Here is a 20,738-nt window from a genome sequence, read left to right on the forward strand (position 1 = left end):
CGTGCGGCATCGCCTCGATCTGAGCTGCTCGCGCTGAGCCGAGCCACGCGACGTCAGCCGACGGTCGTCCGTGGACGTCGGTGGCCGGACAGCCCCGTCAGCAGGATGTCGAGCCCTTGATCGAGCTCGGCGGCGCCGTCGTAGTGGGCGAGCTCGGTCGCCAGGCTCCGGACGTACGGAAACTCCTGGGGCGGCAGTCGATGCAGTCCGAGGCGCAGCAGGTCGTCGCTCTCCTCGGGACTTGCGACCAGCTCCTGCAGCTCGGTGAGCACGTGACCGTAGAGGAACCCGAAGTAGGCCCGGTAGACGCGCAGCGCATCGGTGGGTGCGAAACCGGCGTCGACCAGCATGGCCAGCAGCATCTCCAGGGGACGCACGGTGCCGAGCGGCCGCAGGCCGAGCGGCGTGGCCAGCGGACGGGTGACCACGAGCGGGACCACCCGGGGGTGCGCCAGCGCAAGGCGGCGGAACTCGTGCGCGATGCTCCGCAACCGGTCCTCCCAGCCCGACCCGTCGGGGGCGATCACCAGCTCTGCCAGCACGGTCTCGACCACACCGTCAAGGAGCTCGTCCCTGCTGGCCGCGTAGCGGTACAGCGCCATCGCGTTGCACCCCAGGTCTCGTGCGAGCCTGCGCATCGTCAGCGCCTCGACGCCCTCGGCATCCACGAGGGCGAGGGCTGCGCTGAGCACGCGTTCCCGGCTCAGGGGCTCGCGGCGGGTTGCCCGGGGGTGCTGCTGCGCCGCCTCCGCGCCCACCGGGTTTGTCGACCGGGACATGGTCCTCCTAACGAGATCCGAGACAGTGTCATGGTGCCACTTGTGTAAGTCTACGGTGTAGACCTATAGTGTAGACAATCGCGACCAGCCGGCCTCGATGGCCGATCTCGCCCGCTCAGCTCCACTCGAGCCGCATCGCGACGGCGTCGCTGCCGAAGATCCGACCCGTGCTCGAGACGGTCAAGAAAGCCCACGAACGACGCTGCCTGCCGCGACTCACCTGTCGCCGCCTTCGTCGCCTCCACGCGTCCGCACCCCGACTCGCCCCGAGTCCTCATTCTCCGAACGGAACCCCATGACCGCTGCGCACACGAACGCACCCCCGACTCACGACCGACGCGCGAAGGTCACCGGGTTCGTCCCGGTCGGCAACCGTCGCGACAAGGACTGAGCCACGATGGGAATCCACGAAGGCTCCGTACGCCCACCATCAGCACGCTCGACGTCGCCCCGACTGGTCCGCGGCGGCACCGCCGTCGCCGTCATCGGCGCGATCGGGCTGCTGGCCTCGCTGTGGCTGACGCCGCAGCCCGCGTACGCGATCGGGACGGTCGTGCCGCTCGGCGTCGCCGACAGCTACTCCGCGCTGGGTGGCCAGTCCGTCACCAACACGGGGCCCACGGTGATCGACGGTGACGTCGGAGTCAGCCCGGGCACCGCGATCGACGGCTTCGACACCGCTGTGATCGACGGGGACACGCACGCCGCGGACGCACACGCGCTGCAGGCGCAGGCCGACCTGACGATCGCCTACGACGACGCCGCCGGTCAGGCCCCCGACGCCAGTGTCTCGGGTGACCTCGGCAACAGCACGCTTCTCGCAGGCGTCTACAACGCCTCGTCCAGCATCGGGCTGACCGGCCCGCTCACGCTCGACGCCGAGGGCGACCCGAACGCGGTGTTCATCTTCCAGATCGGATCGGAGCTCACCACCGCCTCGAGCAGTTCCGTCCTGCTGCTGAACGGTGCGCAGGCCTGCAACGTCTTCTGGCAGATCGGCAGCTCGGCGACGCTCGGCACCGGCAGCACCTTCGTCGGCACCATCATGGCGCTCACCTCGATCACCGTGACCACCGGCACCACCGTCGACGGCCGAGCGCTCGCCCGCAACGGCAGCGTCACGCTCGACACGAACGTCTTCACGAGCAGCACGTGCGACAGGACGCCGACGGAGCCCACCACGGAGCCCACGGACGCCACCACCGAGCCGACCGAGCCGCCCACGGACGCCACCACCGAGCCCAGCGAGCCGCCCAGTGAGACGCCCACCGTGGCTCCCACGGACACGCCGTCCGCGACGGCGACGTCCACCGACGCCGCGCCGGTCCCCGTGCCCTCCGGCACGTCCAGCGACACGGGCGGCTCGAACCCGGGCACGCCGGGCAACGGCGGGAACCCCGGACTGGGTAGTGACGGCGATCTGACCGGCGGTGACGACCGGCTCCCTGAGACAGGAGCCTCCAGCAGCACCCCGCACCTGCTGACCGCCGCCATCGTCACCCTGCTCGCCGGGATCATGCTGGTCATGGTCGGGCTGCCGCGTAGCCGACGTCGGCACTAGCACCGACGGCACGACCCACCACGCCGCCCGTGTCGACCTCGCGTCGACACGGGCGGCGTCGTGCTGCCGCCGGCCGGAGATCGCGGCCGAGCGGCGTGCTGAACCGACCGGTCCGACCGAGTACCCGGTGCTAGCGTCCCGCCATGGCTCGCGACGCCGTCGGCCTCCTGGCACGGCAGTGGCACGTCTCGGGTGACCGCCTCGCGCACCGGTGCCACGACCTGAGTGACCGCGAGCTGCTCTGGGAGCCGGTGCCCGGTGCCTGGAACCTTCACCCCGATCCCAGCCACCCGGGCGGCTGGTCCTACCCGTACGACTTCGACCCGCCGCAGCCGCATCCCGTGACGAGCATCGGGTGGCGCCTGGTGCACATCACCGGAGCAACTGGGTCTACATGGACCACGCCTTCGGCCCGGGTCGACTGGTCTTCGACCAGCTCGTGGTGCATGGCACCGCCGAGGAGCTGCTGCGCGACTGGCAGGCGAGCCGCGAGCCGGTGTCGGACTGGCTGGCCGGGGCCGAGGACGCCGACCTGAGTGCCGAGCGCCCCTCCCATCTCGGCGGCACACGCACAGCCGGAGAGGTCATGCGGATCCTCATCGACGAGCAGACGCACCACGGGGCGGAGATCGCGCTGCTCCGGGACCTCTACCTCAGGCGCTGAGCTCGTCCGCCACGATGTCCGTGGTGACCGCGAGCTCGCGGCCGGCGTCGAGATCGGCCCGCAGGCTCGCCAGCCGCCCCTCCGCCAGCGAGAGCGAGTCCGAGCCGAGCACCTGGTGCAGGACCGCGGTACCCGTCGTCGCCACGGTGATGATCGCCGTCGCGGCCCTGACCGGGTCGCCCAGCTGCGTGCCGGGCATCGCCTGGTGGGCGGCCGTCATCTCGCGCACCGAGGGGTAGGCCGCCACGGTGGCGCTGGCCACCCCGAGGGACTGCGGCTTGAGGAAGTCGGTGCGCATGTAGCCCGGCTCGATCAGCGTGACGTCGATGCCCATGTCGGCCACCTCGGCCGCGAGCGACTCCGTGAGGCCCTCGAGCGCAAACTTGCCGGCGCTGTACAGACCCCACCCCGGGAACGCGGTCAGGCCGAGGATGGAAGAGATGTTGATGATGTGCCCGCTGCCGGCCGCGCGAAGGCCCGGGAGCACGGCGCGCAGCACGTTCCACACGCCGAAGACCTGGACGTCGAACATCGTTCGCGCCTCCGCGTCGGTCACCTCCTCGACGGCGGCCAGGAAGCCGTAGCCGGCGTTGTTGACGACGACGTCGAGCGCACCGAAGCGGTTCGTCACCTCCTCGACGGCGGCGCTCACCTGGCGCTCGTCGGCCAGGTCGACCTCGAACGGGAGCAGGCGGGAGGTGTCGCTGCCGGTCAGCGCGGCGGTCAGACGCTCGACCGAGCGGGTGGTCGCGGCCACGTTGTCGCCGCGCTGCAGCACCTGGCGGACCAGCTCGAGGCCGAGGCCTCGGGAGGTGCCTGTGATGAACCATGTGGCGGGGCGGTCGGTGGGGTGGGTCATGATCGGTCTCCTTGGATGGTCGGCTCGCTGGTTCGGGCCGGTCACTCCAGCGTGGTGGCGCACCGCGGCCTGCAGAAGGCCGCCTCAGGTACCGCCGATCCCAGGTCGCGCGGACCTAGGACTCACAGACCCACGCGCGCCGCGTGGGTGCTCTGCGATCCTGTGACGCATGGACGACGACGGCCCGGCCGGCCTGGCATGACGGGCACCGGTGGTCACCGGGAGCTGGCCGACTTCCTGCGCCGCGCCAGGGCCGCCCGCGACCCACGCGGCACCGGGCTGCCGCCCGACACCCGCCCCCGCCGCGTCGCCGGGCTGCGCCGCGAGGAGGTGGCGATGCTCGCCGGCGTCTCCACCGACTACTACACCCGGCTCGAGCAGGGTCGGCGCATCGTTCCCTCGGCGCAGGTGCTGGACGCGATCGCGCGCGCCCTCGACCTCGACGAGGCCGGCCGCACACACCTCCACGACCTGGTGGGTGGCGCCGGCGGCCGGGGCCGCGAGCGGCAGCGGCCGCCGGTCGCACGGGTGCGCCACGGTCTGCGTCAGCTCCTCGAGACCTTCGACACCCAGCCGGCCCTGCTGCTGGGGCCGCGCACCGACGTGCTCGCCGCCAACCGGATGGCGCGGGCGCTGTTCACCGACTTCGACGCGATGCCGGCCCGCGAGCGCTACTACGCCCGGTGGATGCTGCTGTCGCCGCAGGCGCGGGCGCTGTTCGTGGACTGGGACCAGCAGGCGCGCAGCGCCGTGGAGGCGCTGCGCCTCGACGCCGGCCGGACCCCGGACGACGACGCCACCCAGAAGCTCGTGGGCGAGCTCTCCCTCGCCAGCCCGGAGTTCCGCCAGTGGTGGTCCGAGCACCAGGTCCACCAGCGCACCTTCGGCTCCAAGCGGCTCAACCACCCCGTGGTGGGGGCGCTGACCGTGGACTTCGAGAGCTTCACGCTTCCGGGCGAGCCGGACCAGACCCTCTACCTCTACAGCACGCCACCCGGCAGCCCCTCGCGCGAGGCGATCGAGCTGCTCGCGAGCTGGTCGCACCCGACCGCCGCAGGCGCCGACCAGAAGCGGCGGTCACAACCGGGAGCCTGACGGCGCCACCGGGAGCAACGGTGACCCCTCTGTGCACCCGGCGCGATGAGGCACATCCCGAGAACGCCTCCGCTCCGGCCTCAGGAGGCGTCCCCGTCTTCGGCGCGCTGGCGTCGTTCGTACTCACGGCGGCTGTAGGTGGCCTCGCGCACGGCCCGGTCGGAGTCGAAGTTCGAACCGATGGCGCCGCCCATGGTGCCGAGCGACGCAGCAAGCCAGCTGAGTCGCAGGTAGTCGAGGATCGTCACCGGGTGTCGGAGCTGGCTCTCGAGGTATTCCGACGTGATGACCGTGAGCGCGGCGACGAGCAGCACCAGGTAGAGCATGAGATACATCGAGGCCACGCTGATTCCGACCGTGAGGACAGTGGCGGCGTTGTCCAGCCACCGTCCCTGCCGGTCGTTGATCGCCCGACGCGTCGTCCACAGGCGGTTGTAGAAGATCAGCCAGAACGAGAGGGCTGCGATCACGACCACGCTGATCAGCGCCAGTCGAGCCGGCGGCAAGGTGTCGGCCATCGCCCAGATGCTGGCGTAGAAGATCCCGAAGGCACCCGTGCCGATGCCTGCCGCGGCGGTCGTGGACAAGGCGGGCAGGAGGCCGGCGGGCCGGTTGTTGCGCACCATGCCTGCCAGCAGGAGCGCACGGCTCAGCCGGCCGGACCTGACCAGGGTCTGGACGCCATCAGGGGTCGTGCGCCGCGTGATCGTGCCGCGGAGCGCCTGGGCTGCTTCGGCCGCCCCGTCGCCGCGGCTGACCAGCGAGGAGAGCAGCGGGACGAGGAGCGCGCGGGTGCGGGCGGCCACACGCCAGGCGCCGAGCGCCGGCAGGCAGATGAGGGCGAAGCGATCCTTCGAGCCGAGCTCGGCCACGATCGGGTTGAAGCCGTCGCGGCGAGGCAGGTCGGTGAGATAGACGACGGCGTCCCAGCGGTGGTGCTCCAGGAGCCGCGGCGCGTGCTCGATCAGTGGGATCTCGCCGGCCTCGGTGAGCGGCAACGTCTCGCCACTGGCCTCGATCCGCCAGTCGACCGTGCCGCCCGTCTGGACAGCGAGGCTCTGGCCCAGGTCCTTCGTGAGGCGGCTGGCGACCCGTTCCGGCAGCCCCGGGTCGGCGATCAGACCGACGGTCAGGGTACGGGACACGATCGCCTCTTCTTCAGGTCCTCACGGCGGGCGATCAGGCTACCGATAGGAGGTCATCGGTGGCGCCGCACGCCCTTGACGACGCGGTCGACGCTGTTCTTCGGTCCGTGCACCGCCACGCCGACGAGGTCGAGATCGGCTCCTGCTGAGGCTGCGACCACGTCGCGGTTCGCCGCGTCGTGACCTGTCGTGAACATCCCGCGGTCATAGACGGCGACCCGCAGCGCGCGGCTCACGGCCTTGGCGCGGACGTCCTGCAGCGTCGCTGCGTCGCCCTCGAACACCCAGACCGGTTGGCCCAGCATGGGCAGGTACTCGACGCCGTCCGCATCGACGTACGGCATTCCTCGCAGCTCGGGCTCCGCCGCGACCCCGCTCGCCAGGAAGGCAGCGACGTTGGCGGTCTGCCACGGCTCGAGGTCGCTCAGCAGCACCAGGGCGACACGGGTGGGGAAGCGCACGGGTTCATCGGCCATGACCCGATGATCGGGTCACCGCGCACACACGTCTTGTACGTTCCTCGCATGGGTGGTGGTGGCACGTGGATGCGGGCCTGGCACCCTGCCGTGCCGGGCGTGCGCGAGGTGCTGCACGCTCGCATGACCGACCACGCCTATCCCGCTCACGCGCACGCGGAGTGGGCCCTCATGCTCGTCGACGAGGGCGCGGTCAGCTACCAGCTCGGGCGTCATGCGCGGATCGCCGACCCGACGCGAGCGACCCTGCTGCCGCCGGGTGTGGCGCACGACGGCCGCGCCGCGCCACGCAGCGGCGGCTTCCGCAAGCGTGTCGTCTACCTCGACGCGTCGTGGATCTCGGAGACCCTGGCGGGAGCCGTGGTGGACCGACCTGGTCGCCCCGACCTGCTGCGTGAGACACGCCGCCTGCACCGAGCGCTGGAGCTCCCCGGCGCGGAGCTGGCGGCCGAGGAGATGCTCGTCGCGGTCGCCGACCGGTTCACGGTGGGCTCCGGTGCGGATCAACGGGTGGTGAGGGACGGCGCGCTCGCGCGGCGGCTGCGCGACCTGCTGGAATCACGGCTCGTCGAGGGCGTCACGCTCGCCGAGGCCGGCAGGCTGCTCGGTGCGCACCCCAGCCACCTCTCACGGACCTTCACGACAGCGTTCGGGCTGCCACCCCACCGCTACCTCACCACTCGACGTGTCGATCTCGCGCGCAAGCTGCTGCTCGACGGCACCCCGCCGGCGGCAGCGGCGAGCATGGCCGGTTTCCACGACCAGCCGCACCTGACGAGACACTTCCGCAAGGTGCTCGGTGCGACTCCCGCCCGGTTCGCGCGTGAGGGCTGCCCCTGACCTTCGCCGCCTTGCGTTGATGATCGCCACCACGACCGAGACCCGCTGACGCGCCTCGGCCACGAGACGTGACGGCGCTGGTGCCCAGAAGTGTCGCGCTGCGCTTCAGGGACTACTACGGTGACGGCTACTGACTCATGAGGCTCGGACGGGAGCGGAACCCTGGCGGATCTCGTGGGCCGGCGCCGAGAGCGTGAAGCGGTCGAGACGTTCCTGTCCCTGGCACGGTCCGGGCGCAGCGGAGCGCTGATCGTGCGCGGCGAGGCCGGTATCGGCAAGACCGCGCTTCTCGAGCACGCCCGGCACATCGCTGCAGACTCCGCCTTCCGCGTGGAGTCCTCGGTGGGGGCCGAGTCGGAGACGCAGTTCGCGTTCGCGGGTCTGCACCAGCTGTGCGGGGCTCTGCTGGAGCGTATGGGCGCCCTGCCCGAGCCGCAGCAGGCGGCTCTGGGGGTGGCGTTCGGGCTCCACGGCGGGGCTGTACCCGACCGGTTCCTGGTCGGGCTGGCGATCCTCAACCTGCTGGCGGAGGTCGCCGAGACGGAGCCCTTGTTGTGTCTCGTCGACGACGCGCAGTGGTTGGACGAGGCCTCGGCGCAGGTCCTGACCTTCGTGGCCCGGCGGGTGGGGGCCGAACGGTTGGCGCTCGTGTTCGCGATGCGGGACTCCGAGGAGGGCGAGCGCCTCCTGTTCGCCGGGTTGCCGGAGCTGCGTCTGGAGCGCCTCGACGAGCCCGACGCGCGGGCGCTGCTCGGCGCCGCGGTGCAGACACCGCTCGACGAGCGGGTTCGCGAACGCATCCTTGCGGAGGCGGCCGGCAATCCGTTGGCGCTGCTCGAGCTGCCCCGCAACATGCGGCCGGCGGAGGTGGCCGGCGGGTTCGAGCTGCCCGGTGCGCTGAGCGTGCCGCGTCGCGTGGAGGAGAGCTTCCGGCGCCGGTCGGTCAACCTGCCCCGCGAGACGCAGCTGCTGCTGCTGGTCGCCGCGTCCGAGCCGACGGGCGACGTCGCGCTGCTGTGGCGCGCGACCGACCACCTCGGCATCGGTCGCGAAGCGGCAGCACCCGCAGAGGTGGCCGGGTTGCTGGAGCTCGACTCGCGGGTGCGGTTCCGGCACCCGCTGGTGCGCTCGGCGGTGTACCAGGCAGCGACGCCGCCGGACCGCCGTCACGCCCACCGGGCGCTCGCCGAGGCGACCGATCCGCAGACTGATCCCGATCGGCGTGCCTGGCACCGCGCGCAGGCGGTGCTGGGCACCGACGAGGAGGCCGCCGCGGAGCTGGTCCGCTCCGCCGGCAGGGCGCGGGCGCGCGGCGGTGTGGCCGCCGCTGCCGCGTTCCTGCAGCACGCCGTCGAGCTGACGCCCGATCCAGCCACCCGTGCGGTGCGGGCGCTCGAGGCGGCGCACGCCAAGCACGACGCCGGTGCCTCCGAGGCCGCCCGGGAGCTGGCGGCCGTCGCTGCGTCCGGTCCGCTCGATGTGCTGCAGTGCGCCCGGCTCGAGCTGCTGCGCGCCCAGATCGCGTTCCACCTGACGCGCGGCGCCGGCGTGCCGGGGATGCTGCTGGACGCGGCGAGGACACTCTCGCCGCTGGACCCGGCGCTGGCACGCGAGACGTACCTGGACGCGCTGGACGCGGCCGTCATCAACGGCGGCGGCGAAGCGGTGCGAATCGCCCACGCAGCACTGGACGCTCCCCCACCTGGGGTACCGGTACGCCCGGTGGACCTGCTGCTCGACGGCCTCACGACGACCTTGACGAGCGGATGCGCGGCGGGCGCCTCCGAGCTGCGACGCGCCCTGGAGGCGTTTCGCGACAGCCGTCGTGGTCGCAGAGGCTCCGAGCTGGACCCCCAGAACGATCGCTGGTTGTGGCTGGCCGCCCGCAACGCGGTGGCGATCCTCGACGACGAGCTGCTCGACACCCTGGCCAGCCGCAATGTCCGGCTGGCTCGCGCGGCCGGTGCGCTGGCGGCACTGCCCGCCGCGTTGAGCTTCCTGTCGATCACATCGGTGCTCGAGGGCGAGCTCGCCCGCGCCGCCGAGCTCGCCGCCGAGGCGACGGCGATCACCGGAGCCATCGGTGGCGTGCAGCTGCGGCACGCTCACGTCATCCTGAGCGCCTGGCGTGGCGACCGGGCCGAGACCACGGCACTCACCGCCCTCACCGCACGCGACGTCGCTCACCCCGACGAGGGCACCGAGGCCTCCTTGGCCCAGTACGCGATGGCAGTCCTTCACAACGGGCTGGGGAACTACTCGGCCGCGCTCGAGGCTGCCGCGCGGGCGTGCCAGTCCCATGAGCTGTCGCTCAGCAGCGCAGGTCTGCCCGAGCTCATCGAGGCCGGCGTCCGTGCCGGTGAGCACGAGCGCGCCGCTGCCGCGCTCGAGGAGCTCAGCGCGCGTGCCCACGCCAGCGGCACCCAGTGGGCGCTCGGGCTCGCGGCAGGCGCTCGCGCGCTGACCAGCACGGGAGCCGCTGCCGAGGAGGGTTACCGCGAGGCCATCGAGCGGCTCGGGAGCTCCCGGATGGCCGGCCATCTCGCCCGCACGCACCTGGTCTACGGCGAGTGGCTGCGCCGCGAGGGCCGCCGTCGAGACGCCCGCGAGGAGCTCCGCACCGCTCACCGGCTCCTCAGCGACATGGGCGCCGAGGCGTTCGCCGAGCGCGCCGCCGGTGAGCTCCGCGCCACGGGTGAGCACCCACGAGCGCGGACCGCCCAGCCGAGCGACGACCTCACCACCCAGGAGCTGCACGTCGCACGGCTCGTCGCCACCGGGGCGACCTCCCGCGAGGTCGGCGCCCAGCTGTTCCTCAGCCCCCGCACCATCGAGGCACACCTGCGCAACATCTACCGCAAGCTCGGCATCACCTCCCGCCGCGAGCTGCGGGAGCTCCACCTTCCCTGACCGGCCGGCCTGCTGCGCTCCGGGTCGCACCTCTGAGTCGTCCCCGGCGCCGGCCGTGCGTGAGGTACCTCAGACCGCGGGGTCGACCCGGCCGGCGACCGCGGGGCCCTCGACCTCGTCGTCGTCCCCGCCCATGTTGAGGCCCTCGATGTCGTGCGTGTTGACGATGGGTTCGAGGGCGGCGACGACCTCGCAGTCGAGGTGGTCACGGACCACCGGCGGCAGGCTGTCGTAGAAGTCCTGCGTCACCGTCAGCACGGTGTGCCCCGCGAGCACCTCCTCGGCGTCGGCCGCGTAGACCGTGATCACCATGACGGGTCGTTCCTGATCGGCGGAGATGTTCGGCGTCCCGCGGTGCAGCATGAGGGGTGTGCGGGCCGACATGTCCCCGCGGCGCGGGCGCTTCAGAGCCCGGCGCGGGTCGTCCTCGTACTGCTGCTGGCCCGCCCCCTTGGCCGGGAACATGCCGTCGTCGGTGGGGATCTCGTCCCACTGCGTGCCGTGCACCACCTCGAGCGGCCCGAGCTCGGGCTCGACGTCGACGGTCGGCAGGTTGAACGCGACGGCGGTGATCCGCGGCTTCCCGTCCGGCCCGGTGGTCATGCCGACCGGACGGCGGAAGTCCCGGTGCCAGGGCTGGTGCTTCGACCCTGGGAAGGAGACGTCGAAGGCCACCTCGCGGATCCGGTAGTCCGGTCCCAGGACCCGCTCGCACGTCTGCACCAGCCACGGGTGCGACAGCACGTCCACCACCATCGACAGCGCCTCGGGGTGGACGGCGTAGTACCACCGCTGCGGGCCGCGCCGGACGCGGCCGCCCTGGTACGTGCTGGCCTCCTCGTACAGCCGCATGCACTCAGCGTGCAGGCGCTCGATCAGTTCGGTGGGGAATGCCCCCGGCATGCCGCTGATGCCCTGGGTGTACAGCTCGTTCTCGACCCGCTCCAGGTCGAGGTCCGCCAGATCCGGAGGCGACGTCATCGGTGGGTCTCCGTCCTCGAGGGATGCTGCAGCACTGTCAGCAGCCATGAGCCTAGAGAGTCGGTCGTCGGCCTGCATGCTGAACCGTTCCGACGGTTGATATCGCGTTGGCTAGGGTGGCCGCCATGGCAGCGTTGCGGGTCCTGTTCATCGGTGGCAATGGCACGATCAGCGCGGCGTCGAGCCGCCTGGCGATCGAGCGGGGGCACGACCTCACCCTTCTCAACCGGGGGGTCTCGGCGTCGTCGGACGCACCGGACGCCCGGCCACCGATCGAGGGCGCCCGGTCGCTGGTCGGCGATGCCGGTGACCCGGACTCGATCCGGTCCGCCGTCGCCGGGCAGGAGTGGGACGTCGTGGTGAACTTCCGCTCGTTCTCGCCCGAGCAGGCGGCGGCCGACGTCGAGATCTTCGACGGCGTGGTCGGCCAGTACGTCTACATCTCCTCGGCGTCGGCGTACGCCAAGCCGGTCGAGCAGCTGCCGATCACCGAGTCGACACCGCTGAAGAACCCGTTCTGGCAGTACTCGCGGAACAAGATCGCCAGCGAGGAGGTGCTGGTGCGGGCCTGGCGCGAGCGCGACTTCCCGGCCACGATCGTGCGCCCCAGCCACACCTACGACGAGCGCAGCATCCCGATCCCCGGAGGCTGGACGGCGATCGACCGCATGCGCCGCGGAGTGCCGGTGCCGGTGATCGGCGACGGCACCTCGCTATGGACGCTGACCTACACGCGCGACTTCGCCATCGCGTTCGTCGGCCTCCTCGGCGACCGCCGCGCCGTCGGCGACACCTTCCACATCACCTCCGACGAGGTGCTCACCTGGGCCCAGATCACCCGAATCCTGGCCCGAGCCGCGGGCGCGGACGAGCCTCAGCTCGTGCCGATCACGGGCCGGGCCATCGGGTCCGAGCTGCCGAACGAGCTCGACGGGCTCGTCGGCGACAAGGTGCACTCGGTGGTCTTCGACAACAGCAAGGTCAAGGCGCTGGTGCCCGAGTTCACCGCCACCACCCGGTACTGGCAGGGCGCCGCCGAGGTCCTCGACTGGTACGACGCCGACGAGCGCCGCCGCGTGGTCGACCCCGACGTCGACGCCGCGCTGGACCGGCTCGTCACCCGCTTCGGGTCATAGCGACGGGGGCGGCTACGTCGCTGGCGTGACCGATCGACGGTGCTGCCATCTAGGTGGCCCGATCACTCTCCGCGTCCAGGCCGACATCCTCCCGGGACATCGGGACTTAATCGGCTCGCACGCGCCTGGTGTCGAATGCCCACATCGCGATCTCGACGCGGTTGCGGGCGCCGAGCTTGGTCATCAACGACGCGACGTGCGACTTGACCGTGCTCAGGCCGACGAAGAGCTCGGCGCCGATCTCGGCGTTGGTCCGGCCGCGCGCCACCAGCGCGAGCACCTGCTCCTCGCGCTGCGTGAGCGGCTCGATGGGCTGGATCGGCACCACCGGCGCCTGCTCGGCGAAGGTCGCCAACAGCCTGCGGGTGACGTTGGGGGCGATCAGTGCGTCACCGTTGGCCGCCGCGTGGATGGCCTGCACGAGAAGCTGCGGCCCGGCGTCCTTGAGCAGGAAGCCGCGGGCACCGGCGCGCAGCGCGCCGAGGACGTACTCATCGAGGTCGAACGTCGTGATCACGACGACGGCCATCGGGTCCGCCACGTCTGGTCCGGCCAAGCGCCTCGTCACCTCGATGCCGTCGATCCCGGGCATCCGGATGTCCACGAGGAGGACATCGGGACGCAGCCGGGTCGCCAGCTCGAGGGCTGCTGATCCGTCTGCGGCCTCCCCCACGACCTCGAGGTCAGGTTGTGCGCCGAGGATCATCGCCAACCCGGTCCGGACCAGGTCCTGGTCGTCTGCCACGACCACACGAATGCTCATGCTGATGCCTTCACCGGCAGCACGACCTCGAGCAGCCAGCCGCCCTCGGCCCCCGGCCCCGCCGAGAGCGATCCACCCAGGAGCTGGGCGCGTTCGGCCATCCCGAGCAGGCCGAACCCAGGCTTCGGGCCCCACCCCGGCTCGCCCCGTCCGTCGTCGGCGACGCGCAGCCTGACGGCGTCGCCCTCCCGGCGCACCTCGATGCCGATGTGTGTCGCGCCCCGGGCGTGCCGGACGGCGTTGGTCAGGGCTTCCTGCGCGAGCCGGTACACCGCGGCGTCCAGGTGTCGCGGCAGCCGGGCCAACGAACCGGCCAGCGACACCTCGACGGTCGGCGTCGCGTCGGAGCGCGCCAGAGCGGGCAGGTCCGCGACGCCCAGCTGCGGTGCGTAGTCGACGTCCGCCTCGCGCAGCACCCGCACCATCGACCTCATCTCCGCAAGGGTTCGCGACGCCTCGGACTCGATCGCAGCCAGGACCTCGGCCGCCTTCTCGGGCTGCGTGCCGGCCACCGCGCCACCGGCCTGCGCCTGCACCGCGATGGCTGAGACGTGATGGGCCACGATGTCGTGCAGCTCCCGAGCCAGTGCCAACCGCTCCTGGTTGCGGATCTCGAGATGCTGGCGACGCCCGAGGTCCGCGCGGTAGCGGAACACCGCCGCCAGGGCGATGAACATCAGCAGGAAGGCACTCCCGCCGACGACGTCGCCCCACCCGGTGGCGGAGACGACCATCCCCAGCGCGACGACAGCGGTCACGAACGCCGTCCCCAGCACGATGTCGCGTCCCGAGCCCCACCGCACCAGGGAGTAGAGCAGGATCGCGACGGCGATCGTGGAGCTGAGGCCCAGGTCATCGGTGTGCGCAGTCAGCTGAAGGACCGAGAGCAGCCCGGCCACGCCGAACCCGAGCAGAGCGGCCGTCAGTGGCTGACGACGCCGCCACAGCAGGGCGGGTATCAGGATCAGGGCCAGCCCGACGACGAGAGGTCGCCACGTCAGGTCCGGGCGGACGATGGCCTCGACCGCGACGGCTGCCCCGAACGCGCCCACCATCAGCCAGTCGAGACGACCGACGGGCGGGGCGTCAGCCGCTCGCGGCTCCTGCCAGAGGGAACGCGCGCCGGTGGCCACGGCTGCAGCCTAGGCATCGGACGGCCTCGGCGTACCGGCCGAAAGAACGAGACCGAGCTCATGCCATCGGCGGGAGAGCTCTGGCCTCCGGGCGGGTGTGCCCGCCGTCTCGCTCGGCCATCGTGAACCGACCGATCCGCACACCACGACAACGGAGGCCCTCATGAGAACCCGTCAGCCCACCACCATGCTCGACGAGCAGCCGATACCGGTGAGAGCCAAGCTCGCCGCAGCGTGGACCAGCCTCATGTTCCTCTACGCCTACGTGGACATCCTCAACTTCTTCACGCCGGGGGTCGTCCAGGAGATCCTCGACGGCAGGGTCTTCGAGTTCGACCTCTCCCAGACGTTCTCGACCTCGGCGCTGGCCCTCATGGCGGTTCCGAGCTTCATGGTCGTGCTGTCGATGACGTTGCCAGCCCGGATGAATCGCCTCGCGAACCTCGTCGTGGCGTCGCTCTTCGTCCCCGTCACGGTCTTCAACCTGGTGGGCGAGTCCTGGCTGTTCTTCTACGGCCTCGGCATCGTGCTGGAGCTGATCCTTCTCGCCGTCATCCTGCGGTACGCCTGGACCTGGCCCAGCACCGCGCCGTCGGCGACTGCGGCGACCAGCCCGGGCCGTGGAGCCGTGCGCCCAGCCGCCCCTGTGAGCTGAGTCCTGACGGACGACGAGTCCGCGTCGCCAGGCGCGTGCTCAGGACGCGGTCTCCGACCCGTCCGGTCTGCCCGTCCAGGCGGACGGCACCACGTGGCCTCCCTGCGGGTCAGCCACGCCGTCGGGCGTCGTGAGAGGTACGGTCGCGGCTCCCGGCGGCGTGGGCCATCCCGGCGGCCACGCGGCAGCGGGTGGCGCCCCGACCGGGAACGTTCCGCCGCCTGGGTGCTGGATCATCGGACCCGCACCCGACGTCGTGGGCAGGCCAAGACCCGCGGTGCCTGGAGCCTGAGCGGGCCAGGCCTCGCCACTCGTACCCCACCCCACCGGCGGGGCGGCCCAGGCACCGCCGGCTACGGCGGGGACGGACCGCCGTCGAGCACGGATGATCAGCAGCGCCGCCCCGGCGACGGCGGCCAGAAGCACGACGACGACACCACCGCCCAGCCAGGGAGCGATGGCGGCCCGGTCGATGGTGGTCTCGGAGGCTGCATCCGCCGCGTCGAGATCACCGTCGGCGAGCAACTCCCGCGAGTCGGCCGCCGAGTCGTCGACTGACAGCAGGAGCTGTCCGAGCTCGCCCAACGGGTTGCCGTCCTCCGCCGCAGCCTCCGACGCCTGGCCCACGTCGCCCACCACCCCGACCGCCTGCGGCAGGAGCAGCTCCAGCGCGGCGTAGTCGTCGGCGGAGTCGGCCTCCTCGTAGCTCTGGCGCACACTGGCCGGCTCGGGCAGCCCGGCCTGCTCCGCTGCCGTCTGCACGGCGCCGGCGGTGCTCGCGAGCGCGTCGGCGGCCGGCGTCGTGCCCTCGAGTCCCAGCGCGGCGCTGATCGTCGTGGCGTCCTCGAAGGTCCAGTCGGTCATCGCCGTTCGCAGGCCCAGCGGCGGAAGCCAGCCGCCGTCGGCCTCATCGATCGCCGCGTACGTCTCGCGTGCCGGCGACCGCGCGTCGAGCAGCTCCTGCTGGTCGGGATCGAGCACCCAGGTGCGGTAGACGTCGTCGGCGACCGTCACACCGGCACCCTCGACCAGGTCCAGGAACCGCTGCCAGTCCGTGCGTCCGGGCTCGACGTCGTCACCATCGGGCCCGGCGTAGGCGCTCTCGCCCTCGTAGGCTGCCGAGATCACGTCGGTCACGGCCTCGTCATCGAGCTCGCCCAGGAGCGCGACCATCGCCGTGTAGGACGCGGCGTAGGCGTAGAGCTCGGCGTCGTCCACGCCATCGGTGAGCTCGACCTCGTCCCACGCGGTCAGGGCGACGGCGTCGGGATCGTCGCGATCCGGGGCGCCGTCGGGCGACTGGTCTCCAGCGGTCTGCGCCGCGACGCGTTGCCCGACGAACTCGCTCAGACCCTCGTACAGCCACCGGCCCTCGAAGGCGATGCTGTTCAGCCATGCGTGACTGAGCTCGTGCATGAGCAGGGCCGCGTCGAGGTCCTCCGGGACCACGATCTGGCCCCGGCCGGGGTCGAACCATGCGTAGCCGAGGACCTCCGGGGAGACGTCCTCACGTATCGTGTCGACGCCCCCCGGCCAGGAGATACCGATGGTCTCCTCGAGCAGGGGCAGACCCGCCGTCACCTGCTCGGTGACGAACTCGCTCCACTCGGCATCGCCCGGGAAGCTGCTGAGGGTCAGGGTGGTCTCGCCCACGGTCACGTCGCTCGTGTCCGCCTGCTCGGGGTCGCGGACCGAGACGTAGGCGAACGTTCCGTACTCGTCCTGACTCTCCGTCGAGCGGTGGGTGCGGAGGTCGCCGTCGTCGGACGAGGTGAAGCCGTCCCAGGTGGAGTCGAACGTCATCGTGGTCGGTGTGACGATCTCGATCGTGACCTGGCCGGTGTCCCCGGAGCCGACGGCGGTGAACGTCGCGTAACCGGGTCCCACACGGGTGTAGCTCTCCGAACGGATCGGATCGCCCGGGATCGTGTACGTCCAGACGATCTCCCGCTCCTGGCCGTACATGAGAGCGCTGAAGCTCGCGACGGCGAGCGAGACCGACGGGTCCTCACCTCGCTCGAGCGAGACCGGCAGCGTGGCCCCTCGGCTGGTGGCGACGACGTCCTCGGCGCCCTCGGGCACGGGGACGCCGTAGGAGTCCCAGAAGTAGTAGTAGTTGCCGCTGTCGGGCTTGTTGTTGACCAGGGTGGTGGTCACCGTGACCTCGACGGGTCCGTCGCCGTCGACGTCGTACCGAGCGAGCGTGGTCTCCGAGAGGCCGTCGTCGGGGCTCGCGGACGCGGCCGGCATCACGGCGAGGAAGCAGAGGCCGCTGAGGCCGAGCGCCGAGAGCAGCGCGCTCGCACGCCGTCGCCAGGACGGAAACGGCCCGCGAGGTCGGCCATCGCCCGACCTCGCCCTGGTAGCGACCGCTCCGTTGCGTTTCATCCCCACGACCTTCCCCCCGAACCGGGCCGTCAGCGTGGACCGCGACCCGACCGCCGGCGCTCATCACCGTCGATGCGCGTACTGTATCCAGGCCGCGGATCAGCCTGGCCGACCCCACGCGCCCGCGCCTGGCGACCGGCGCGCGGCCGGCGCGGCACGACACCTACTCGCCGCGCGGCCCCGGGGCGGCGTTCTTGTCCCAGAACGTCAGCAGCGCGTCAGCCACCGCGGCGGGTTGTTCGAGAGGGATCAGCGTGCGCGCGGCCGTGATCGTGAGCGACTCGGCGTGCGGTGCCAGCGCAGCTGCTCGCTGAGCGTCTTCCGGGCTCCAGTCACCCCGGTCGTCCGAGGCGATGAACAGGCTGGGCACGCGGATCTCCGGCAGACGATCGGTGACATCGCTGCGGTCGATGATGAACGAACGCAGGGCGTGGCTCATGCTCTGACGTGTCGGCCGACCGAGGCTGGAGATGACGACGTCGCGGATGGCGGGGTCGGCCGCCGAGGCATCGGTCAGCATCGCCGACACGACGGCGTCGCGCACAGGACCCACGGGACCCGCCAGACGCAGCAGCGGGTGCAGCAGGGCTATCTGGCGGCGGAGGGCTGGTGGCACCGGCTCGGTCGGCGCGCTGATCGCCACGAAGCTCCGTACCACCGACGGATCGGTCGCGAGCTCGTAGCCCACGTGACCGCCGAAGGCGTTGCCGACCCAGTCGACGGGGGTGGTGATGCCGAAGGCCTCGAGGGCGTCGCGGGCGGCGTCCGCAGCCGCCGCGATGCTGCTGCGCCGTGTCAGCGGGGCGCTCAGGCCGAGCCCGGGCGGGTCGACGAGCACGAATCGACGGCCTGGGGCGCCGGCCACCAGCAGCGGCAGCACGCGGTCCCACGTGTGGCTGTCGACGAACATCGATGACCACAGCACGGTCGGCTCACCGGTGCCGACGAGGCGGACGGCGAGGGAGCCGAGTCGGGTCTCGACCCGCTCGGCACGTTCAGTGAAGGTGTCCATACTTTCATGTTAGCGTGATTAACATGAAAGCGCGCAAGTACCGGATGTCCGCCCGGGCGGAAGCCGCGGAGCTGACGGCCGAGCGCATCGTCGATGCGATGCTCGAGCGTCTGCGAACCACGCCGTACGAGCGCGTGAGGCTGGAGGACGTCGCCGCGGACGCCGGGGTGACGGCCCAGACCGTCATCCGCAGGTTCGGGGGCAAGCCGATGCTGATGACGGCCACGGTCGAGCGGGAGCTGGGACGCATCGCCACGCGGCGTGAGGCCGCCATCGGCGCAAGCCCGGAGCAGACCATCCGCGCGCTGGTCGACCACTACGAGATCTACGGCCTGCTGATCCTCAAGACCTACTCCGAAGCACCCCTCGTGGCCGGGCTGCCGGAGCTGGCGGCTCGAGGACGCGCCTACCACGTCGACTGGTGCCGACGCGCGTTCGCCGAACATCTCGCCGTCGGGCTGGACGACGCGACGCGCGGGCGACGCCTTGCTCAGATCGTCGCCGTCTGCGATGCGACCACCTGGCGCATCCTGCGCGTCGACGGCGACCTCACGCCTGCGGCCACCGAGCGTGCGACCACCGAGCTGCTCACGCCGCTGCTCCGATGACGCCAGAGAGTGGCACGAGCGTGATCAGTTTTCGGGGACACCCGGCCAACGGTCGTCCCACTGCAGCTCGCAGATCTGCATGCGGATCTGCAGCGGATCCCACTCGTAGTAGTGGTTGACCATGTAGTAGCGGCCGCGGTCCTCGAGGATGTCCTGGCCGCCGGCCCCACCTTCGGGCGCGAGCACGACGGTTCCGCCACCCTCGAGCAGCGGCACGCCGTCGCGGTCGACGTACGGCCCGGTGAGATCGCGGGAGCGACCGACCTGGACGTGGTAGCTGTCGCTGACGATGAAGCCGCGTGAGGTGAACAGGTAGTAGTAGCCCTGCCGGTAGATGATGGTGGGCGCCTCCAGCGACGGCGCTCCGGTCACCTCCGCCAGCTGCACCGGCTCACCGGACACCGACGTCATGTCCTCCAGCTCGAAGAGGTGGATGCCCTCCCACCACGACCCGAAGGCGAGGTACCAGGTGCCCCGATCCTTGAACACGTACGGGTCGATCGCGTTGTAGGGATCGCCGGGCTGCGACATGAACACCGGCCCGTGGTCCTGCCAGCTGTCGAGATCGCCAGGTGTCGTCGTCGACATCACACCGATCGCCGAGTTCTGCGTCCCGAGCTGGGAGACCCCGTAGTACAGCCAGAACGTGTCGCCGACGCGGACGACGTCCGGCGCCCACAGGTGGTTGTGCCCATACGCGAGAGTCCACTCCGGCACCGGCAACGCGCCCAACGACTCCCACGGTCCCTCGAGGGAACCCACGGAGCGTCGCAGGAAGATGCCGCCAGGATCGTCAGGCGTCTGCTGGATCCCCGTCGAGGCGACGTAGTAGGTCTGCTCGGACGGGTCCTTGACGATGGCGGGGTCGTGCACCGGGTCGTCCACCGGCGTGGTGGAGCCGGTGTCGCCCGTCAGGTCCAGGCAACCCGAGGGCGGTGGCCCTGTCGCGGTGGCGGCCGCGCTCGTGACCATCATGCCGGCGAGGAGACAGACCACCAGCATGAACGCCCTGCTCACCGTCCAGCGGTGATGGTCCAGCTTCGTCGTCGACATCCTGACCCCTTCCTCGCAGAGATCGGGGTGCTCGTCCGGATCGATCAGCCCCTTCGCTGCCGTCGCCCGCCCAGCCTGAATCAGGCCATGTGAGGTGTCAAGAGCGACGGATGTGTCGACGACACTCTCTGTTGCCGCCACGCCGACTTCGGATGACGGCGTCAAGGTGGTTGCCCTACGTGCTTGACCCATCCGGCCATTCCAGCGGAGACGGTGGGAATCTCCTCCATAAAACGCTGACCACCGCAAATACCCAGCGTGTGAGCGTCGTGTCACTTCCGTGACAACTTTCGATGAATTGCACAGGCTCGGTCTGACGGGCCACGGCACTACCGCGGCACGCTCCGATCGCTGGCTTGCTTAGGTGGCAGCCGACAAGACCCCCTGAGATGATCGATCCCGCAGTCCGCGAGGCACGCACTCCCCGCTTTGGGAATGGGCCACCAAGTTCAGTGTCGCTGTCGCTCGCCGGTGCGCACCCGGCTGCTCGCCGACGGCCATCAGGCGCGCCAGCGCTCCTGGGCCTGTTGCACCCTGATCGAGAGCCCGCTGGAAACGTGCAGCGGGTGGCGCTGGACCGGGGCGACCCGGTCCGCTACGCCACGATCCCCGAGAACCTGGATAGCTTCGCTGATCGGCCTGATCTACGACGGCCGCCTAGGGGACATCTCTGGCACAAG

18 protein-coding genes are annotated in these 20,738 nt (G+C 71.2%); 8 read left to right on the plus strand and 10 right to left on the minus strand.

Annotated elements, in window-relative coordinates:
* Nucleotides 1–53: 53 nt before the first annotated feature.
* Entirely contained in the window at nt 54–779 is a 726-nt protein-coding gene (locus tag GPA04_RS09505) for a TetR/AcrR family transcriptional regulator C-terminal domain-containing protein (RefSeq protein ID WP_156223826.1), read from the minus strand.
* A gap of 397 nt (nt 780–1,176) precedes the next feature.
* On the opposite strand from GPA04_RS09505, the gene GPA04_RS09510 reads away from it, so the two are divergent.
* Complete coding sequence (locus GPA04_RS09510) at nt 1,177–2,340, plus strand: ice-binding family protein (RefSeq protein ID WP_156223827.1); 1,164 nt, start codon at nt 1,177–1,179, stop codon at nt 2,338–2,340.
* Nucleotides 2,341–2,695: 355 nt separating this feature from the next.
* Nucleotides 2,696–3,004, plus strand: coding sequence for a DinB family protein (locus GPA04_RS09515; RefSeq protein ID WP_156223828.1), 309 nt, complete (start codon nt 2,696–2,698; stop codon nt 3,002–3,004).
* Here the strand turns inward: GPA04_RS09515 and GPA04_RS09520 are convergent.
* Nucleotides 2,994–3,863 carry an SDR family NAD(P)-dependent oxidoreductase gene (locus GPA04_RS09520; protein ID WP_156223829.1) on the minus strand — a complete coding sequence of 290 codons (870 nt, stop codon included), beginning with the start codon at nt 3,861–3,863 and terminating at the stop codon, nt 2,994–2,996. The two genes, GPA04_RS09515 and GPA04_RS09520, sit on opposite strands and share 11 nt — an antisense overlap.
* 198 nt (nt 3,864–4,061) lie before the next feature.
* Between GPA04_RS09520 and GPA04_RS09525 the strand changes: the two genes are divergently transcribed.
* Complete coding sequence (locus tag GPA04_RS09525; protein WP_156223830.1) at nt 4,062–4,958, plus strand: helix-turn-helix transcriptional regulator; 897 nt, start codon at nt 4,062–4,064, stop codon at nt 4,956–4,958.
* Nucleotides 4,959–5,038: 80 nt separating this feature from the next.
* Here GPA04_RS09525 and GPA04_RS09530 read toward each other — a convergent pair whose 3' ends face one another.
* Both GPA04_RS09530 and GPA04_RS09535 read right to left on the minus strand, forming a co-directional pair.
* A complete protein-coding gene (locus tag GPA04_RS09530; protein WP_156223831.1) occupies nt 5,039–6,103 on the minus strand; it encodes a hypothetical protein in 1,065 nt (354 codons plus the stop codon).
* Between the two features lie 53 nt (nt 6,104–6,156).
* Nucleotides 6,157–6,579, minus strand: coding sequence for a DUF2000 domain-containing protein (locus tag GPA04_RS09535; protein ID WP_156223832.1), 423 nt, complete (start codon nt 6,577–6,579; stop codon nt 6,157–6,159).
* 48 nt (nt 6,580–6,627) lie between these two features.
* Here GPA04_RS09535 and GPA04_RS09540 point away from each other — a divergent pair, with 48 nt between their 5' ends.
* A complete protein-coding gene (locus GPA04_RS09540) occupies nt 6,628–7,419 on the plus strand; it encodes a helix-turn-helix domain-containing protein (RefSeq protein WP_156223833.1) in 792 nt (263 codons plus the stop codon).
* Between the two features lie 174 nt (nt 7,420–7,593).
* Complete coding sequence (locus tag GPA04_RS09545) at nt 7,594–10,329, plus strand: ATP-binding protein (protein ID WP_156223834.1); 2,736 nt, start codon at nt 7,594–7,596, stop codon at nt 10,327–10,329.
* Nucleotides 10,330–10,398: 69 nt separating this feature from the next.
* Here the strand turns inward: GPA04_RS09545 and GPA04_RS09550 are convergent, their stop codons facing one another.
* Complete coding sequence (locus tag GPA04_RS09550; RefSeq protein WP_156223835.1) at nt 10,399–11,310, minus strand: phytanoyl-CoA dioxygenase family protein; 912 nt, start codon at nt 11,308–11,310, stop codon at nt 10,399–10,401.
* 125 nt (nt 11,311–11,435) lie between these two features.
* Between GPA04_RS09550 and GPA04_RS09555 the strand changes: the two genes are divergently transcribed.
* Nucleotides 11,436–12,446 carry an NAD-dependent epimerase/dehydratase family protein gene (locus GPA04_RS09555; protein WP_156223836.1) on the plus strand — a complete coding sequence of 337 codons (1,011 nt, stop codon included), beginning with the start codon at nt 11,436–11,438 and terminating at the stop codon, nt 12,444–12,446.
* A 106-nt stretch (nt 12,447–12,552) separates the two neighbouring features.
* On the opposite strand, the gene GPA04_RS09560 is transcribed toward GPA04_RS09555, so the two are convergent.
* Complete coding sequence (locus GPA04_RS09560; RefSeq protein WP_156223837.1) at nt 12,553–13,209, minus strand: response regulator; 657 nt, start codon at nt 13,207–13,209, stop codon at nt 12,553–12,555.
* Entirely contained in the window at nt 13,206–14,342 is a 1,137-nt protein-coding gene (locus GPA04_RS09565) for a sensor histidine kinase (protein WP_156223838.1), read from the minus strand. The genes GPA04_RS09560 and GPA04_RS09565 overlap by 4 nt, the downstream gene beginning before the upstream one ends.
* Before the next feature lie 163 nt (nt 14,343–14,505).
* Between GPA04_RS09565 and GPA04_RS09570 the strand changes: the two genes are divergently transcribed.
* Nucleotides 14,506–14,997, plus strand: a complete 492-nt coding sequence (locus tag GPA04_RS09570) for a DUF6326 family protein (RefSeq protein ID WP_156223839.1) — start codon at nt 14,506–14,508, stop codon at nt 14,995–14,997.
* Between the two features lie 39 nt (nt 14,998–15,036).
* Here the strand turns inward: GPA04_RS09570 and GPA04_RS09575 are convergent, their stop codons facing one another.
* Both GPA04_RS09575 and GPA04_RS09580 read right to left on the minus strand, forming a co-directional pair.
* The gene (locus GPA04_RS09575; RefSeq protein WP_156223840.1) at nt 15,037–17,385 is read right to left on the minus strand and encodes a M78 family metallopeptidase domain-containing protein; all 2,349 of its coding nucleotides are present in this window, start codon (nt 17,383–17,385) and stop codon (nt 15,037–15,039) included.
* A gap of 163 nt (nt 17,386–17,548) precedes the next feature.
* The gene (locus GPA04_RS09580; protein ID WP_156223841.1) at nt 17,549–18,397 is read right to left on the minus strand and encodes an alpha/beta fold hydrolase; all 849 of its coding nucleotides are present in this window, start codon (nt 18,395–18,397) and stop codon (nt 17,549–17,551) included.
* A 23-nt stretch (nt 18,398–18,420) separates the two neighbouring features.
* Here GPA04_RS09580 and GPA04_RS09585 point away from each other — a divergent pair, with 23 nt between their 5' ends.
* Complete coding sequence (locus GPA04_RS09585; protein ID WP_156223842.1) at nt 18,421–19,005, plus strand: TetR/AcrR family transcriptional regulator; 585 nt, start codon at nt 18,421–18,423, stop codon at nt 19,003–19,005.
* 24 nt (nt 19,006–19,029) lie between these two features.
* Here the strand turns inward: GPA04_RS09585 and GPA04_RS09590 are convergent, their stop codons facing one another.
* Nucleotides 19,030–20,058, minus strand: a complete 1,029-nt coding sequence (locus GPA04_RS09590; RefSeq protein WP_162458572.1) for an arabinan endo-1,5-alpha-L-arabinosidase — start codon at nt 20,056–20,058, stop codon at nt 19,030–19,032.
* Between the last annotated feature and the right edge of the window lie 680 nt (nt 20,059–20,738).

It is taken from the genome of Pseudactinotalea suaedae (assembly GCF_009733815.1).
In the GTDB taxonomy this organism is placed as follows: domain Bacteria; phylum Actinomycetota; class Actinomycetes; order Actinomycetales; family Beutenbergiaceae; genus Pseudactinotalea; species Pseudactinotalea suaedae.

What these genes read in the sequence shown, in the direction of transcription:
- GPA04_RS09550 (WP_156223835.1), bottom strand. Translation starts at nt 11,310, where the DNA reads ATGACGTCGCCTCCGGATCTGGCGGACCTCGACCTGGAGCGGGTCGAG.
- GPA04_RS09535 (WP_156223832.1), bottom strand. Translation starts at nt 6,579, where the DNA reads ATGGCCGATGAACCCGTGCGCTTCCCCACCCGTGTCGCCCTGGTGCTG.
- GPA04_RS09525 (WP_156223830.1), top strand. Translation starts at nt 4,062, where the DNA reads ATGACGGGCACCGGTGGTCACCGGGAGCTGGCCGACTTCCTGCGCCGC.
- GPA04_RS09590 (WP_162458572.1), bottom strand. Translation starts at nt 20,058, where the DNA reads ATGTCGACGACGAAGCTGGACCATCACCGCTGGACGGTGAGCAGGGCG.
- GPA04_RS09540 (WP_156223833.1), top strand. Translation starts at nt 6,628, where the DNA reads ATGGGTGGTGGTGGCACGTGGATGCGGGCCTGGCACCCTGCCGTGCCG.
- GPA04_RS09570 (WP_156223839.1), top strand. Translation starts at nt 14,506, where the DNA reads ATGAGAACCCGTCAGCCCACCACCATGCTCGACGAGCAGCCGATACCG.
- GPA04_RS09585 (WP_156223842.1), top strand. Translation starts at nt 18,421, where the DNA reads ATGAAAGCGCGCAAGTACCGGATGTCCGCCCGGGCGGAAGCCGCGGAG.
- GPA04_RS09520 (WP_156223829.1), bottom strand. Translation starts at nt 3,863, where the DNA reads ATGACCCACCCCACCGACCGCCCCGCCACATGGTTCATCACAGGCACC.
- GPA04_RS09580 (WP_156223841.1), bottom strand. Translation starts at nt 18,397, where the DNA reads ATGGACACCTTCACTGAACGTGCCGAGCGGGTCGAGACCCGACTCGGC.
- GPA04_RS09575 (WP_156223840.1), bottom strand. Translation starts at nt 17,385, where the DNA reads ATGAAACGCAACGGAGCGGTCGCTACCAGGGCGAGGTCGGGCGATGGC.
- GPA04_RS09560 (WP_156223837.1), bottom strand. Translation starts at nt 13,209, where the DNA reads ATGAGCATTCGTGTGGTCGTGGCAGACGACCAGGACCTGGTCCGGACC.
- GPA04_RS09505 (WP_156223826.1), bottom strand. Translation starts at nt 779, where the DNA reads ATGTCCCGGTCGACAAACCCGGTGGGCGCGGAGGCGGCGCAGCAGCAC.
- GPA04_RS09510 (WP_156223827.1), top strand. Translation starts at nt 1,177, where the DNA reads ATGGGAATCCACGAAGGCTCCGTACGCCCACCATCAGCACGCTCGACG.
- GPA04_RS09555 (WP_156223836.1), top strand. Translation starts at nt 11,436, where the DNA reads ATGGCAGCGTTGCGGGTCCTGTTCATCGGTGGCAATGGCACGATCAGC.